The following is a 14097-nucleotide window of genomic DNA, read 5'->3' on the forward strand; positions in this document are numbered from 1 at the left end:
GGGAGGCAACACCGTGTTCCTGGGACAGGGTCAAGCCGTCGGCGGGTGTGAGGAAGCGGACCCGGTGCCGGCCGCGTTCCACTGCCTAAGCTGTCGGCCATGGAAGGCATCGTGGACACGGTCGTACTGATCGCGATCGCTGTGATCGGGGCCGCGCTGGCCCGTCGGCTCGGGTTCATCGCACCGCTGGTGCTGCTGGTGGCCGGTCTCGGACTGTCCTTCGTGCCGGGCGTGCCGGTGGTGCACGTCGAGCCGGAGCTGGTGCTGGTCGGCATCCTGCCGCCGCTGCTGTACGTGGCCGCGCTGCAGACGTCGGTCCCGGCCTTCCGCCGCGCGCTGCGCCCGATCATGCTGCTCGCGGTCGGGCTGGTCGTCTTCACCGCGCTGCTCACCGGGTTCCTGCTGCATCTGCTGCTGCCGGAGGTGCCGCTGGCCGCGTGCGTCGCGCTCGGTGCCGTGGTGGCGCCGCCGGACGCGGTGTCCGCGATCGCGATCGCCCGCCGGATCGGCCTGCCCCGCCGGATCATCACGCTGCTCGAGGGCGAGAGCCTGCTCAACGACGCGACGGCGCTGGTCCTGGTCCGGATCGCCGGTGGCGCGCTGACCGGGGCGGCGATCGGCTTCTGGGAGATCAGCCGGGACGTGGTGGTGATCGCCGGCGGCGGCCTGGCGCTCGGCTTCGTGGCCGCGATCCTGGCCGCCTGGCTGCACCGGCGGATCGAGGACCCGCTGCTGGACGACGCGTTGTCGCTGCTCACCCCGTTCGTCGTGGTGGTGGTCGCGGAGACGCTGCACACCTCCAGCGTGGTCGCGGTCGTGGTGGCCGGCCTCTACCTGGGCCACCGCATCCCGGACCTGCTGTCGCCGACCTCCCGGCTGCAGATGGACGCGGTCTGGCGGCTGATCGTCTTCCTGCTCGAGGGGGTGGTCTTCCTGCTGGTCGGCCTGCAACTGCGCGACCTGGTCGGCGACCTGGAGACCGGCCTGGCCACCACGGTGAGCGTGACCGCGCTGGTGTTCGGTGCGATCGTGGTGCTCCGGTTCGTCTGGATGTACCCGGCGACCTACCTGGCGCGGCTGATCCCGCGGGTGCGCAGCCGGGAGGAGCGGCCACCGGTGGGCGAGCCGACCGTGGTGGCCTGGGCCGGGATGCGGGGGGTGGTCACGCTGGCCGCGGTGCTGACGCTGCCGGCGTCCGACGACGTGCCCGGTGGTTACCCGCGGGACCTGTTCGTCTTCACGGCCTTCGCGATCATCGTGCTGACCCTGCTGATCCAGGGCACCACGCTGCCGGTGCTGGCCCACCGGCTGGGGGTACGCGAGGACACCGGCACCGCGGACGCGCTGGCCGAGGCGGCCGTGCAGACCCGGGCCACCCGCGCCGCGCTGGAGGCGCTGGACCGGCACGCCGGCGACGCGCCGGCCTCGGTGGTGGAACGGCTCCGCGCGATGGCGGAGCACCGCGACCACGGTGCGTGGGAGCGGCTGGGCCGCCAGGACCGGGAGACGCCGTCCGCGGCGTACCGACGGCTCCGGCACGAGATGATCCTGGCGGAACGGGAGGTCTTCCGGACCGCCCGGAACGACGGGCGGATCCCGGAGGAGGTGCTCAGCCGCGCCCAGCGCGACCTGGACCTGGAGGAGTCCCAGCTGAACCGGGGCGACGACTGAGCCGCCGGGACCCGGTTCAGCCGTGCGGTGCGTCCGCCGGGCCGTCGTGGCGGGTGTACCGCAACGCGCCGCTGGGGCAGCGGTCCACGACGGCGGCCACCGCGGCGGCGTCGGCGTTGTCCGGGGTGATCCAGGGCCGGGCCGTCACGTCGAACACCTCCGGCGCGCGTCCGGGTGCGACACGATCGATCTCCCGTACGCGGACGCGATGGATCTGCTGCAACCGATCCGGGTCTTCGCACGCCACCGGGCGCTGCTCGACGACGGCCCGCACGAGCGCCGTGCGATCCTCGCCCGATGGCGCGCGAGCCGCGTCGCCGCGACCACACGCTGACCGGGCACGCCGGCGTCACCGGTTGACCTTGTCGCGGGTACCTGGTTCTCACTGGAGCGATGGACACCGAGCGACAGCGCGGCGTGGGCCGAGTACCGGCCCGGAATGTTCGGTCCGGTGATGTGTCCTGATAAGTCAGGAGTTTCTAGCCGCTCGCACCGGAAAGGTGACCCGTTCATGGTTCAGCACGTCTCGATTCCGCGCGGCCCGATCGACCTCGCCGGACACCTGTACCTGCCGGACGGCTCCGACGCGCCGGCGGAGCCGCTGCGCGCCGTGGTGCTGTCGACGCCGGGGAGCAGTGTGAAGGAGCAGATCGGCGCCAACTACGCGTCGCGCCTCGCCGCCCGGGGCATCGCGGCGCTGGTCTTCGACCCCGCCCACCAGGGCGAGAGCGGTGGGGAGCCGCGCGACCTGGAGGATCCGTACCGGCGCGGTGAGGACATCTCGTACGCGATCGACGCGCTCGGCACGATCCCCGGCATCGACCCGCAGCGGATCGGCGTCCTCGGCATCTGCGCCGGTGGCGGCTACGCGATCCACACCGCACGCACCGATCACCGGATCAGGGCGGTCGGCGCGGTCGACCCCGGCGAGATCGGCGCCTCGTTCCGCGGTTTCCAGGCAGCCGGGCCGGTGGCCGCGCTGGACGCACTGGCCCAGGCCCGGATCGAGGAGACCCGTGCCGGCCGGCTGACCCGGGAGCAGTGGCTGCCCGACACCATGGCGGAGGCCGAGGCCGCCGGGGTGACCGATACCGACCTGCTGCAGGCGATCCGGTTCTACCGCACCGACCGTGGCCACCACCGGAACTCGACGAACCGCCGGCTCACCCGGAGCGACCCGCTGCTCATCGGCTTCGACGCCTTCCACCTGGTCGACCAGCTCATGACCCAGCCGCTGCAGCTCGTCCTGGCCGAGCACCTGGACGGCACCGGCTTCGACTCCGCCGGGAAACGGCTCTGGGAGATGGCGCCGAACCCGGTCGACCGCATGGTGATCAAAGGCGCCCGCCACTACGAGATGTACGACGTCCCGGCGTACGTCGACCCGGCCGTCGACCGGCTGGCCGCCTTCTACACCGCACACCTCTGACCCCACCACGAGGCGAGACATCCATGACATCGAGGATTCCCTGGTACGGCCCGTTCTGGGGCGGTAGATGAGTACCGAGGCAGGCGAGATGATGTCCACTCGCGACGGCCGGCGGCTGGACGTGGTGGTGACCGGCCCGGCCGGCGGCGTGCCACTGGTCTTCCACCATGGCACGCCGGGAGCGGCCCGGCCGTTCGGTTTCCTGGAGCGGGCCGTGCACGAGCGCGGCCTGCGGCTGGTGACGTTCTCCCGGGCCGGCTACGGCGGCTCCACCCGCGCGCCGGGCCGGGCCGTGGTGGACGTGGCCGCGGACGTACGGGACGTGCTCGACCGCCTCGGCGCCCCGCGCTGCCTGGTCGCGGGCTGGTCCGGTGGCGGCCCGCACGCTCTCGCGACGGCGGCGCGGCTGCCGGAGCGGGTCACGGGGGCGCTGGTGGTCGCCGGGGCCGCACCGTACCGGGCCGACGGCCTGGACTTCCTCGCCGGCATGGGTGCGGACAACGTCACGGAGTTCAGCGCGGCCGCGCGCGGCGAGCGGGAACTGCGCTCCTACCTGGAGAAGGAGGCCGAAGGGCTGCGCGACACCGACGCGGCCGGGCTGATCGCCGGGTTGTCGGCCCTGCTGCCGCCCGTGGACCCTGCCGTGCTGACCGGGGGGTTCGGCGTGGACCTGGCGGCCGGCCTGGCGGAGGCGCTGCGCCCGGGGGTCGACGGCTGGCTCGACGACGACCTCGCGCTCACCGGGGACTGGGGCTTCGACCTGGCCGAGATCGCGGTGCCGGTCCACCTGTGGCAGGGCCGCGAGGACCTGATGGTGCCGTACGCCCATGGCGAGTGGCTCGCCGCCCACGTGCCGGGGGTGACCGCCCACCTCGAGCCGGGGGAGGGCCACCTGTCGTTGCTGGCTGGCGCCTTCGGCCGCATGCTGGACGCGCTCGTCACCGCGCGTTGAGCCCGGCTGGCCGGCTCGGGCGGGGTGCCTGCCCGAGCCGGCCGTCGGGGTCATCCGTTCTGGATCCAGCCGGTCGTCTGCACCGGGGGCTTGGGCGGCTCGACCGCGGTCACGCCGCCGTCGACCGGGATGACGGTCGCGTTGACGTACGAGCCGCCGGGGCCGGCGAGGAACGCGATCACCTCGGCGACGTCCTCCGGCTGGCCGACACGGCGCAGCGGGATGAGGTCGATGTACCGGTCCAGCCACATCGCCGGAGCGCTGGTGTAGGTCGGGCCGGGCGAGACCGCGTTGACCCGCACGTTGGCCGGGCCGTACTCGGCGGCGAAGGCCCGGGTGATGGCGTTCACCGCCCCCTTGGTCGCGACGTAGATCGCGTTGTTGTCGTCGCCGAGGACGGCGGACCCGCTGCTGATGTTGATCACGCTGCCGCCGCCACGCTCGGCCATCTTCGGTGCCAGGGCGGCCGTCAGCAGGAAGATCGCGCGGACGTTGGTGTCGAACAGCGTGTTGTACTGCTCGGTGGTGAAGCTGGCGCTGGGACCGAAGGCGCCGGCCCCGGCGCTGTTCACCAGGATGTCCACCTCGCCGGCCTCCTGGGCGAGCCGGCGCACGTCGTCCTCGCTGGTCAGGTCCGCGGCGACGAAACGGGCCGCGCCGCCGTCCGCCGTGATCTTCTCGACCACCTCGGCCCCGCGCTCCGGGTTGCGCCCGGAGATCACCACGCGTGCGCCCCGCGCGGCCAGGATGACGGCTGTCGCCCGCCCGATGCCGCTGGTGCCGCCGGTGACCAGGGCCGTCTTGCCGGTCAACTCGCTCATGACTGACTTCCTCCACTCTCGATGATGCTGTCGTAACCGCTTTGAGCAGGCAATAATTCCGGACCGACTGATCGGTGCAGAATTACCGTAGCACTTGTGGATCGATCGGTACGCAATTGGTAAGCTCGATCACGTGAACATCCGGAAGAACGCACCCGTCGGCCGGCCCCGGGCCTTCGACGCCGACGAGGCTCTCGACCGGGCGATGCGGGTGTTCTGGCAGAACGGCTACGAGGGCGCGAGCCTGCCCGACCTGCTCGGGGCCATGGGCATCAGCCGCACGAGCATGTACGCGGCGTTCGGCAACAAGGAGGACCTGTTCCGCAAGGCGCTGGTCCGCTACGCCGACGGCCCGGCGTCGTACGGCGCCGAGGCGGTGGCCGAGCCGACCGCCCGCCAGGTGGCAACGGTCTTCCTGCACGGTGCGGTCCGCAGCGCCACCATGCCGGGTTACCCGACCGGGTGCCTCAGCCTGCGGGCCTCCCTGATCGGCGGCGAGGACGGTCAGGTCATCCGGGACCTGCTGGCCGCGTGGCGCGACGAGACCAGCGCCATGCTGCAGAAGCGTTTCCAGCGGGCCGTCGACGAGGGTGACCTGCCCGCGGGGACCGACCCGGCGCTGCTGACCCGGTACGTCATGACGATCGGCAACGGCGTCGCGGTGCAGGCCGCCGCCGGCGCCCCGCGTGACGAACTCCAGCTGATCACCGATGCCGTCCTGGAGAGCTGGCCACCCGTGCTCGCCCGGCCGCACGGGGAACGCTGACCGGCGGACGGCACCGGGCCGGCGACAACTCAGTCATCGGTTCCGCCTCTCGGTGGTGGGGGCGCGCTGCCGGCGGCCAGGGCGGCGGCCCGGCGCAGCACGTCGAGTTGCGCGGTGTTGTAGATCGACGACACGGCGTCGAGAAAGGTCTGCCGGGTGACGTGCTCGCTGGCGGACAGATGCCCGGCCGGATCACGGAGCCACGGGTGGTCGAGCAGACTGCGGGAGACGATCGGTGCGAGTCGGTCGGCGAGGTCCTGCCGGGTCGCCTCGTCCGCATCCGGCGGCAGGGCGGCGATCTCCGCGCTGACCGGGTCGGTGCCCGCCTCGGCCATGCCTCGCAGGTCCTTCAGCGCGTCCTCGTCGAAGAACTGGGTGTGGGCGGGGACGGGCGAGGTGCCGTCCCCGGGCACGTCGGCCGCCCCGGCCTGGAGGTCTTCCTGCCCGGCGGGGAGCACGGGCGCACCACCGCGGTCGGGATGAAGATCGCGGACGGCCGCCTGATCGTCGCGGGCGGCGCCACCGGCAAGGTCTTCGTCTACGCGGCCGGCACCGGTGCGCTGCTGCACGTCTTCGACTCGGGCGTGCGCACCGGACTGGTCAACGACGTCGCGATCGCGCCGAACGGGGACGCCTACGTCTCCGACTCGTTCCACCCGGTGCTCTACCGGATCACCGCGGCGCAGCTGGCCGCGCGGACCGTGCACCAGACGCTGCGGACGGCGGTCGACCTCCGGGGCACGCAGGTCGCGTACGAGGACGGCATCAACGGCAACGGGCTGGTCGTCACCGCGGACGGCCGCTACGTCCTGCTGGCCGACACCAACTCGTACGCGCTGTACCGGATCAGCACCCGGACCGGCGCCGTCACCACCGTCGACCTCGGCGGCGTCGACGACATCGGCCCGGACGGCATGCTGCTGCGCGGCGGCCAGCTGTACAGCATCACCAGCCTCGACCACCCCGAGGGCGAGATCAGCGTCCTGCGGCTGAGCGGCGACTACAGCCGGGCGAGGGTCGTCCGCCGGATCAACGGCGCGGGCATGCACATGCCCTCGACGGCCGCGTTCGACGGCCGGGACCTGCTGGTGGTCAACTTCCAGTGGATGGTGGAGAACCCGGAACTGCCGTTCACCGTGGTGCGGGTGGCCGTCTGACGGCGACGGCGAGAATTCCGAGGTGCCCGGTCCGCCCCGGGCACCTCGGCCCGTTCCCGCCGGGCGGGCGGTCGCCCCCGCGCCGAGGTCCCGGCTGGACACCGACTCAGCTGATGACGAACTGGTCGAGGTCGACCGAGGCCTCGGTGGCGTGGAACAGGCGGATCTCGGTGTCGCCGACCGGGAGGTCGATCGGGATGGTGACGGTGGCCGGGTCGAGCCAGCTGTCGTTGCCGGCCAGGTCCAGCGAGACCTTGTCGCCGTTGTTGACGATGATGTCCAGCGGCCGCGCGCCGCCGCCGCAGGTGTAGTAGATCGTCAGGTTCCGCCGCCCGCCCACGGTCACGCCGCGCACGTGCACGGTGAGCGCCTGGCCCTGCCCGAGATACTGGATCCGGCTGCCGGACGCGCAGGTCGGGCAGTCGATCGCCTCGACCCGGAAGCGCTCGTTCGCCGGGTCCGTCGCCGCGATCTTGATGGTCTTGAACGCGGGCGGCGGTGGGGCCGAGGACGGCGGCGGTGCGGGCGAGGAGGTGGACGGCGACGGCGTCGGTGACTGCCCGAAGCCGTGCTCGCCGGACGGCGAGGCGGACGGTGCCGGCGACGGGGGGGCGGTGGCCGGCACCGGGGCCGGGGACGGCGCCGCCACCGGCGTCTCCACATCACGATCAGGAGCCGAGACCAGCGAGGGTACGGCGAGCGTCGTGGCCAGCACGGCCGCGGCCAGCGCCCCGATCGCCCACCAGCTCCGCTCCGGCGCGCTCATCGCCAGCCCTGCCAGCGCGCCACGGCCTCGGTCCGGTTCGTCACGCCCAGCTTCGCGTACAGCTTGTTCAGGTGGTTCTTCACGGTCTTCTCGCTGACCGCCATCCGCTGCCCGATCGCCGCGTTCGACAGCCCACCGGCCAGCAGCGTCATCACCTCACGCTCGCGTACCGTCAGCTGGAAACTGTGCCGGGCCGCGCGCTGCCGTTCCGCGCGCGCCGCCGCCTCCTGCTCCCGGGCGAACGCCTCGCGCATCGCGTTGGCGGCCACGTTCGCCGCGGTCGGCGTCAGCCAGCCCTGCCCGGCCGCGACCGCGTGCACCGCGCGCAGCAGGTCCGGCGGGTCGAACTGGCCGTAGACGAGATAGCCGCGCGCGCCGCCGCGCAGCATCGGCGCGATCAGCTCCGGTTCCGCGGACCCGGTCAGCACCAGCACGTTCGAGTGCTGGGAGATCTCGGCGATGACGGAGAGACCGTCCGCGACCGGCATGCGGTAGTCCAGCAGCGTGACGCGCGGGCGGTGGCGGATCGCGGCGGCCAGCCCGGCCCGCCCGTTGCCGGCCTCGGCCACCACCGCGACCGTGCCGTCCGACTCCAGCAGCGGGCGCAGCGTCGCCCGTACCGTCGGATTGTCGTCGACGATGACCACGGTGATCATGTGGTGGATCCTGCCAGGGGGACCGAGACGTGCACGCTGGTGCCCCGGCCCGGCCGGGTGGCGACCTCGATGCTGCCGCCGATCGTGCGCGCCCGCTCGGCCATGCCGACGATCCCGTGATGGCCGAGATCCTGCAGCGTGAGCAGGTCGCCGGGCATGGTGAAGCCGTCGCCGTCGTCGCGCACGGTGAGCGTGACCGCGCGCCCGCGCCGGGTGAGCGCCAACGTGACCGTGACCCGGCGGGCGTTCGCGTGCCGCTCGATGTTGGTCAGCGCCTCGTGCGCGATCCGGGTCAGCTCGTAGCGGACCGGCACCGGCAGGTCGGCCACGTGCACCTGCGCGCTGGTGTCGATGCCGGTCCGCGCGGAGAACCGGCCGCAGAGCCGGTCCAGCGTCACGTCCAGCGCCTCGTCCGGCGAGTCCAGCCGCAGTCCTTCGAGCAGTTCCCGGGCCTGGAGGCTGGCCGCGGCCGCACCCTCGGAGATCGCACCGGCCAGCTGCTCGGCCAGCGCGGGCTGCCGGCGCACCGAGCCGGGCAGCGCGACCGCGGCGAGCGACATGCCACGCAGCGTCTTGGCCACCGAGTCGTGCAGCTCGCGGGCCAGCCGGGCGCGTTCCAGCGCGGCCGCGTCCCGTTGCGCGATCGCCACCCGCTGCAGGTTGAGCCGCATCTGCCGGGCCAGCGCGCGGGCCGCGATCGCGGCGGCCAGGCCGGCCAGCACGCCCGCGACCGGCGCGGCGATGAGATAGACCGCGACCGCGGCGTCCGGCCGGGTCTCGCGCAGGATGGTCACGCAGACCGCGAAGCCCTGCGCGGCCTGGGCCGCCCACAGCGGCCAGGCGGCCGCGCCGAGGAGCACCCCGGCCAGCGCGGCGGACCCGGCCGCGTGCACGAAGTAGGGGACACCGCCGCTGCTGAGCGCCAGCACCGCGACCAGTAGGACCGCCTCCGCGGCCAGGATCGCCACCGGGTGCGCGACCACGCGCGGCCACCGGGTCAGCACCGCGACCTGCACCGCGGACCCGACCACCAGCAGCGTGATCAACACCACCAGCCGGTACGGGTGGTCGTCCGTGACCGCGAGCCCGGCCGCGGCCGTGGCCACGGTGAGCAGGGCCCGGCCCAGCAGAACGGCGCGTCCGAGCGCCGCCGCGACGACGGGCTCGACGCGCCCGTCAGCGGTTTCGGTCACGGAGCGGCCTCGCCAGGTGGGAAGGGATCGCCCTCGCGGGCGGCCCACACAGTAACCGAAATCGGGGCGGGGCGGGAAGTTTCCCGTTTCTGGGTCTTAAGGCCTAACCCGGTACGGCGGGCGGGCGCTTACCGTACCGGCGGCCGCAAGGCCTCTATGCCTGCTTTCTTGGGGAGTGACCCGTGTCGTACACGTTTACGAAGTTCCGCGAGGCGGACGAGCGCCCGTCGCGGTTCGGCCGCCTGGGCCGGTGGGTCCGTGGCCACCGCACGATGGCCGCGACCGCCGCCGGCATCACGCTGGTCGCGGCCGGTGCCGCCGCGGTCGCGGGCGTGCCGCTGGCCGACGCCGCCACCAACAACGAGCCCGCGCCGCCCGGAGCGATCCGCGCCGCCGCGTTCACCGCGCAGTCCGGCGCGCAGACCGAGGGCACCAACGACGCCGGCGGCGGTCAGAACGTCGGCTGGCTCGCCGGCGGCGACTGGCTCCGGTTCAACGGCGTCGACCTGGGCGCCGCGGGCACGGTCACCACCTCGGTCCGGATCGCGGCCGCGTACGCGGACCGCCCCGGCAGCGTCGAGGTCCGCACCGGCTCGGCCACCGGACCGCTGCTGGCCACCGTGCCGGTGACCACGACCGGCGGCTGGCAGAGCTGGAACACCCGCACCGCGACCGGCACCTCGCCGGGCGGCAAGCAGGACGTGTTCCTGGTGCTCAAGGCCGACCACAAGCAGGACTTCGTGAACCTGAACTGGTTCGCGTTCGCCGGCGCCGGCGGCGCCGCGCCGTCCGCGTCCGCGTCGGCGTCCCCGTCGGCCTCCGCCGCACCGTCGACGGCGGTCCCGGCGCCGTCCACCTCCACGTCGGCACCGGCACAGCCCGCACCGGCAACCGGCTGGATCCCGGTCGACCAGGCGGCCTGGAAGGCCCAGCTGGACGCGTTCGACAAGACCGTGGCGCAGAAGCCGCCGGCCGGCCGGGGCCGCAACCCCGAGTTCAACGCGACCTGCACGTTCAGCCACATGGCGCCGAACGACCCGATCGTCTTCCCGAACCTGCCGGGCGCGTCGCACATGCACTCGTTCTTCGGCAACCGGTCCACGGACGCGAACACCACCACCGAGAGCCTGTTCCGGGCCAAGGACACCACGTGTGAGCCGGCCGAGGACTTCTCCGCGTACTGGATGCCGACGCTCTACGTCGACGGCAAGGCCGTGCAGTCGAACATGTTCATCGTCTACTACGGCTCGCTGATGTCGGACACCACCAAGGTCGTCCCGATGCCGAACGGCCTGCGGCTGCTGCACGGCGACGCGAAGAAGCAGGTGAACACGCCGGTCGGCGCGCAGAACCAGTTCTACTGCTCCGGCGGCCCGCTGGACGGCGTCGGCCGCAGCGCGGACGGCAACTTCCCGATCTGCGGCGACGGCGGCACCGTGCACTTCACCATGCGGTTCGCGGACTGCTGGGACGGCAAGCACCTGGACAGCCCGAACCACAAGGACCACCTGACCAACGGCTTCAACGACACCTGCCCGCCGAGCCACCCGGTCCGCATCCCGGCCGTCACGCTGTCGATCTACTTCCCGACCTCGGGCGGCAAGGACATGAAGCTCTCCTCCGGCCTCGCCTCCTCGATGCACGCGGACGCGTTCTTCGCCTGGGACACGCAGGCCATGAACCAGCGCGTCAAGAACTGCGTCCACCAGGCGGTCGCCTGCAAGAGCAACGGCGACTTCTAGAGCCTGTGTGACCGGCCGGCACGAGCGACGAGCTCGTGCCGGCCGGTGTTCGTCATGCCTGGGTGGCCAGGCGCTCGATCCGGTCCACGGCGTCGTGCGCGGCGTAGACCTCCGCGATCCGCCGGACGTTGGCGCGGACCTCCCCGTCGGTCAGCAGCGTGCGCACCGCCCCGGCGATCGCCTCCGGCGACGGGTTGGCGGTGCCCAGATCCGCGCCGAGGCGGTGGTGGGCGACCCGGGCCGCGTTGGCCGGCTTGTCCTCGGTCTCGCCGGCCACCACCACCGGCACGCCCGCCGCCAGCGCCTGGTGCACACCGCCGGCGCCGCCGTTCGTGACCAGCACGGCGGCCCGCGGCAGCAGCCGGTCGAACGGCACGAACCGCTCCACGTACGCGTTGCCCGGCACCGGGACGGACAGCTCCGCGGTGGAGTTGCCGAGCGCGGCGACGACCGTGACGTCCAGCCCGGCCAGACCGGTCAACGCCGGCTCGACCAGCTGGCCGAGGTCGGTGTTCGCCAGCGTGCCCTGGGTGACCACGACGACCGGCCGCTCCTCGGGGATCGTGTCCCACCACGCGGGCGGGACCCAGTCCCGGGTGGCCCGGGGCGGCAGCACGCCCACCAGGTGCACGGTCTTCGGGAGATCGTCACGGTGGAACTCGAAGCCGGGCACGGACAGCACCGCGGTCGCGTCCGGCACGGTGACGACGGTGTCCGTGAACGGGCCGGTCAGCTCGGCGGCGCCCGCCTCGCGCAGCAACTCGTTCAGCCGGTCCAGGGTCGGCTGGGTCGCGGCCGCGAACCCGGCGTTGGCGGCCCGGTTCGCACGGTGACCCGGTGCCCCCGCTCGGACAGCGCGGCCGCGAGCTGCAGCAGCGGCAGCGTCTCGCCGGGGATCGGCGGCGCCGCAACGATGATCTTCATGGTGTCCCCTCGTCCGCACGCGGCCTCGACGCACCGCGCATGCCACCGGAGCTCAGCCGGGATCGTTCGATGTCCGGTCGACGTTCGTTCGACGCGGGCCGGTACCGTGAGCGCCTCGGCGCGCTGTCCGCACCGGACGATCTCGCCCTGTTCACCGCGATCGCCGGCGCGGACCGGGTGGCCGCGGAGCCGGACGCGGTGCGCCGCGTCCTCGCCCTGTGCGGCGGTTATCCGCTCGGCATCCGGCTGTGCGCGCACCGGGTCCGCAGCCGTCCACGATGGTCGGTCGCCGCGATCGCGGATCAGCTGACCGCGGAGATGAGCGACCCGTACGGCGCCGCGCACCACGACTGCGTGGTCGCCACCGCGCGGATCGCCCGCGCCTACGCCGAGCTGGACCCGCTGCCCGCCCGGTTGCTGCGGCTCATCGGCGTGCTGCCGTCCCGGGAGGTCTCGGCGCCGGACGTCACCGGGCTGCTCGGCGTGCCCGCGCACCGGGCCGCCTTCGCCCTGGAGGCACTCGCCGACGTCTCGCTGCTGGTGGAGGCCGGTGGGGGAGACCGCTACCGCACGGCGAACCCGCTGGTGTGGTCGCTCGCCAAACGTGCGGCGTACGCGGTCGACGGCGCGGACGCGATCGCGGCGCTCTCCGGCTCGGCCGCCTGACGTTTCCGGTTCTTCGGTGAACCCGCGCGTTCTCCAGCCCGTTTATCTGGCGATCGTCCGGCGGAGCCGATCAACGCGTGACAGGGGAGCCGAACACATGGACAAGCCCGAACGGGAGCCGAACGCGAGCGGTGGCTACTCGCTGCCCGGCGGCCCCGGAAGCTCCGGCGGCCACCCCCGGCCACCGGCGCGGCGCGCGATCGTGCTGCGCGGGCTGCCACCGTACGACGGCGACGACGAACCGGCCGAGGGCCCCGACCTGGTGCCGGTCCGCGAGACGTACCAGGAGCTGGAGATGCCCCGGCGCGCGGACGCGGACCCGGAGGCGAGTCAGAGCCAGGAACTGCCGCACTGGCCCGCCGCGGCCGTGCCCCGCCCGGTCTCCCCGCCCGCTCCGGGGTCCTCGCCGCCAGCCGAGGCGCCGCCGGTACCGGTGCCGTTGCCGCCGCGCTGGGACGCGCGGGACGAGACGGTCGCGCTGCCCCGCCCGGTCTCCCCGGCCCAGCCGGCCGGGGCCGGTGAGGAGACCGAGGAGGTGCGGGTCGCGCCGCTCGTGCCCGCGCCGCGCTCGACGGAACGGCACCGTCCGTGGCTGCTGTCGCTGGCCGTGGCCGCCACGGTCGGCCTGATCGGTGCCGGGGTGGCGCTGGTGCCGCTGATCGGCCAGGGCCAGGCCGGCACGGGTGAGCCCACCTCCGCGCCCGAGCCACCACCCGGCTTCGCGCTGCCGCCGGCCGGCGTCCCACTGGTGCCCGCGTCCGCGTCCGCCTCGGTCAGCGCGTCCGCGTCCGCTTCGCCGTCCGCCAGCGCCTCGCCGTCCGCGACGCCGACGCCGTCCGCGGGCCCGTCCGCCCCGGCGGTGCCGCCGCCGGCCACCACCGGCGGGCCGTCCCGGTCGGCCGCCGCCACTGCCCCGGCCGGGCGGGTGAACAGCGGCAACGCCAACATCGCCCAGGGGAAGGCGGCCGGTGCGTCCAGCCAGGAGGGCGCGGCCTGGACCGCGTCCGCCGCGGTCGACGGCGACATGACCTCGCGCTGGAGCAGCCAGCCCGGCGACCCGCAGTGGATCACCGTGGACCTGGGCGAGCTGTGGCAGCTCAACACGGTCACGCTGTACTGGGAGAGCGCCTACGCCACCGCCTACCGCGTCGAGACCTCCCGCGACGGCGCCACCTGGACCAGCGTCTACAGCACCACCAGCGGCGGTGGTGGCACGGTGCTGATCCCGGCCGGCGGCGCCCCCGCCCGCTACGTCCGGCTGACCGGCACCGTCCGCGTCGGTCAGTACGGCTACAGCCTGTTCGAGATCCAGGTGCGCTGATGGCGTGACCCCGCCCTCCCCGCCCGCCGGAGA

General features: G+C 73.7%; 17 protein-coding genes. 9 read left to right on the forward strand and 8 right to left on the reverse strand.

Annotation, left to right across the window (positions count from 1 at the left end; genetic code table 11):
• Positions 1–99: 99 nt before the first annotated feature.
• Entirely contained in the window at positions 100–1671 is a 1572-nt protein-coding gene (locus J2S42_RS33520) for a Na+/H+ antiporter (RefSeq protein WP_307245705.1), read from the forward strand.
• A 16-nt stretch (positions 1672–1687) separates the two neighbouring features.
• Here the strand turns inward: J2S42_RS33520 and J2S42_RS33525 are convergent, their stop codons facing one another.
• On the reverse strand, positions 1688–1918 hold the full coding sequence (locus J2S42_RS33525) for a (4Fe-4S)-binding protein (protein WP_307249178.1): 231 nt from the start codon (positions 1916–1918) through the stop codon (positions 1688–1690).
• Between J2S42_RS33525 and J2S42_RS33530 the strand changes: the two genes are divergently transcribed.
• The 3 genes from J2S42_RS33530 (at position 1880) to J2S42_RS33540 (ending at position 4052) form a co-directional block, all read left to right on the forward strand.
• Positions 1880–2005, forward strand: a complete 126-nt coding sequence (locus J2S42_RS33530) for a hypothetical protein (RefSeq protein ID WP_307249328.1) — start codon at positions 1880–1882, stop codon at positions 2003–2005. The two genes, J2S42_RS33525 and J2S42_RS33530, sit on opposite strands and share 39 nt — an antisense overlap.
• 177 nt (positions 2006–2182) lie before the next feature.
• Positions 2183–3100 carry an alpha/beta hydrolase gene (locus tag J2S42_RS33535; RefSeq protein ID WP_307245707.1) on the forward strand — a complete coding sequence of 306 codons (918 nt, stop codon included), beginning with the start codon at positions 2183–2185 and terminating at the stop codon, positions 3098–3100.
• A 67-nt stretch (positions 3101–3167) separates the two neighbouring features.
• A complete protein-coding gene (locus J2S42_RS33540) occupies positions 3168–4052 on the forward strand; it encodes an alpha/beta fold hydrolase (RefSeq protein WP_307245709.1) in 885 nt (294 codons plus the stop codon).
• A gap of 50 nt (positions 4053–4102) precedes the next feature.
• Here the strand turns inward: J2S42_RS33540 and J2S42_RS33545 are convergent, their stop codons facing one another.
• On the reverse strand, positions 4103–4873 hold the full coding sequence (locus tag J2S42_RS33545) for an SDR family NAD(P)-dependent oxidoreductase (RefSeq protein WP_307245711.1): 771 nt from the start codon (positions 4871–4873) through the stop codon (positions 4103–4105).
• A gap of 133 nt (positions 4874–5006) precedes the next feature.
• Here J2S42_RS33545 and J2S42_RS33550 point away from each other — a divergent pair, with 133 nt between their 5' ends.
• On the forward strand, positions 5007–5639 hold the full coding sequence (locus J2S42_RS33550; protein ID WP_307245713.1) for a TetR/AcrR family transcriptional regulator: 633 nt from the start codon (positions 5007–5009) through the stop codon (positions 5637–5639).
• A 29-nt stretch (positions 5640–5668) separates the two neighbouring features.
• Here the strand turns inward: J2S42_RS33550 and J2S42_RS33555 are convergent, their stop codons facing one another.
• Positions 5669–6097, reverse strand: coding sequence for a hypothetical protein (locus J2S42_RS33555; RefSeq protein WP_307245714.1), 429 nt, complete (start codon positions 6095–6097; stop codon positions 5669–5671).
• 21 nt (positions 6098–6118) lie between these two features.
• On the opposite strand from J2S42_RS33555, the gene J2S42_RS33560 reads away from it, so the two are divergent.
• Positions 6119–6796, forward strand: a complete 678-nt coding sequence (locus tag J2S42_RS33560) for an SMP-30/gluconolactonase/LRE family protein (RefSeq protein WP_307245716.1) — start codon at positions 6119–6121, stop codon at positions 6794–6796.
• Between the two features lie 106 nt (positions 6797–6902).
• On the opposite strand, the gene J2S42_RS33565 is transcribed toward J2S42_RS33560, so the two are convergent.
• From J2S42_RS33565 to J2S42_RS33575, 3 genes are read right to left on the reverse strand one after another with little or no spacing between them, the layout of a single operon-like run.
• Positions 6903–7562 (reverse strand): carbohydrate-binding protein, encoded by a 660-nt coding sequence (locus J2S42_RS33565; protein ID WP_307245718.1) that lies wholly within the window; start codon positions 7560–7562, stop codon positions 6903–6905.
• Entirely contained in the window at positions 7559–8218 is a 660-nt protein-coding gene (locus tag J2S42_RS33570) for a LuxR C-terminal-related transcriptional regulator (protein WP_307245720.1), read from the reverse strand. Before J2S42_RS33570 ends, J2S42_RS33565 begins: the two co-directional genes overlap by 4 nt.
• Positions 8215–9411, reverse strand: a complete 1197-nt coding sequence (locus J2S42_RS33575) for a sensor histidine kinase (protein ID WP_307245722.1) — start codon at positions 9409–9411, stop codon at positions 8215–8217. The genes J2S42_RS33570 and J2S42_RS33575 overlap by 4 nt, the downstream gene beginning before the upstream one ends.
• Before the next feature lie 182 nt (positions 9412–9593).
• On the opposite strand from J2S42_RS33575, the gene J2S42_RS33580 reads away from it, so the two are divergent.
• The gene (locus J2S42_RS33580) at positions 9594–11153 is read left to right on the forward strand and encodes a DUF1996 domain-containing protein (protein ID WP_307245724.1); all 1560 of its coding nucleotides are present in this window, start codon (positions 9594–9596) and stop codon (positions 11151–11153) included.
• Between the two features lie 52 nt (positions 11154–11205).
• Here J2S42_RS33580 and J2S42_RS33585 read toward each other — a convergent pair whose 3' ends face one another.
• Together J2S42_RS33585 and J2S42_RS33590 are read right to left on the reverse strand one after the other, a co-directional pair.
• The gene (locus J2S42_RS33585; protein WP_307245726.1) at positions 11206–11913 is read right to left on the reverse strand and encodes a glycosyltransferase; all 708 of its coding nucleotides are present in this window, start codon (positions 11911–11913) and stop codon (positions 11206–11208) included.
• A 5-nt stretch (positions 11914–11918) separates the two neighbouring features.
• Positions 11919–12077 carry a hypothetical protein gene (locus tag J2S42_RS33590; RefSeq protein ID WP_307245728.1) on the reverse strand — a complete coding sequence of 53 codons (159 nt, stop codon included), beginning with the start codon at positions 12075–12077 and terminating at the stop codon, positions 11919–11921.
• 69 nt (positions 12078–12146) lie between these two features.
• Here J2S42_RS33590 and J2S42_RS33595 point away from each other — a divergent pair, with 69 nt between their 5' ends.
• Positions 12147–12743, forward strand: coding sequence for a hypothetical protein (locus tag J2S42_RS33595; RefSeq protein WP_307245730.1), 597 nt, complete (start codon positions 12147–12149; stop codon positions 12741–12743).
• Positions 12744–12840: 97 nt separating this feature from the next.
• On the forward strand, positions 12841–14064 hold the full coding sequence (locus J2S42_RS33600) for a discoidin domain-containing protein (RefSeq protein WP_307245732.1): 1224 nt from the start codon (positions 12841–12843) through the stop codon (positions 14062–14064).
• Positions 14065–14097: the final 33 nt, after the last annotated feature.

This window comes from Catenuloplanes indicus (genome assembly GCF_030813715.1).
Classification (GTDB): domain Bacteria; phylum Actinomycetota; class Actinomycetes; order Mycobacteriales; family Micromonosporaceae; genus Catenuloplanes; species Catenuloplanes indicus.

What these genes read in the sequence shown, in the direction of transcription:
- J2S42_RS33520 (WP_307245705.1), top strand. Translation starts at nt 100, where the DNA reads ATGGAAGGCATCGTGGACACGGTCGTACTGATCGCGATCGCTGTGATC.
- J2S42_RS33530 (WP_307249328.1), top strand. Translation starts at nt 1,880, where the DNA reads ATGGATCTGCTGCAACCGATCCGGGTCTTCGCACGCCACCGGGCGCTG.
- J2S42_RS33535 (WP_307245707.1), top strand. Translation starts at nt 2,183, where the DNA reads ATGGTTCAGCACGTCTCGATTCCGCGCGGCCCGATCGACCTCGCCGGA.
- J2S42_RS33540 (WP_307245709.1), top strand. Translation starts at nt 3,168, where the DNA reads ATGAGTACCGAGGCAGGCGAGATGATGTCCACTCGCGACGGCCGGCGG.
- J2S42_RS33545 (WP_307245711.1), bottom strand. Translation starts at nt 4,873, where the DNA reads ATGAGCGAGTTGACCGGCAAGACGGCCCTGGTCACCGGCGGCACCAGC.
- J2S42_RS33560 (WP_307245716.1), top strand. Translation starts at nt 6,119, where the DNA reads ATGAAGATCGCGGACGGCCGCCTGATCGTCGCGGGCGGCGCCACCGGC.
- J2S42_RS33565 (WP_307245718.1), bottom strand. Translation starts at nt 7,562, where the DNA reads ATGAGCGCGCCGGAGCGGAGCTGGTGGGCGATCGGGGCGCTGGCCGCG.
- J2S42_RS33570 (WP_307245720.1), bottom strand. Translation starts at nt 8,218, where the DNA reads ATGATCACCGTGGTCATCGTCGACGACAATCCGACGGTACGGGCGACG.
- J2S42_RS33590 (WP_307245728.1), bottom strand. Translation starts at nt 12,077, where the DNA reads ATGAAGATCATCGTTGCGGCGCCGCCGATCCCCGGCGAGACGCTGCCG.
- J2S42_RS33595 (WP_307245730.1), top strand. Translation starts at nt 12,147, where the DNA reads ATGTCCGGTCGACGTTCGTTCGACGCGGGCCGGTACCGTGAGCGCCTC.
- J2S42_RS33600 (WP_307245732.1), top strand. Translation starts at nt 12,841, where the DNA reads ATGGACAAGCCCGAACGGGAGCCGAACGCGAGCGGTGGCTACTCGCTG.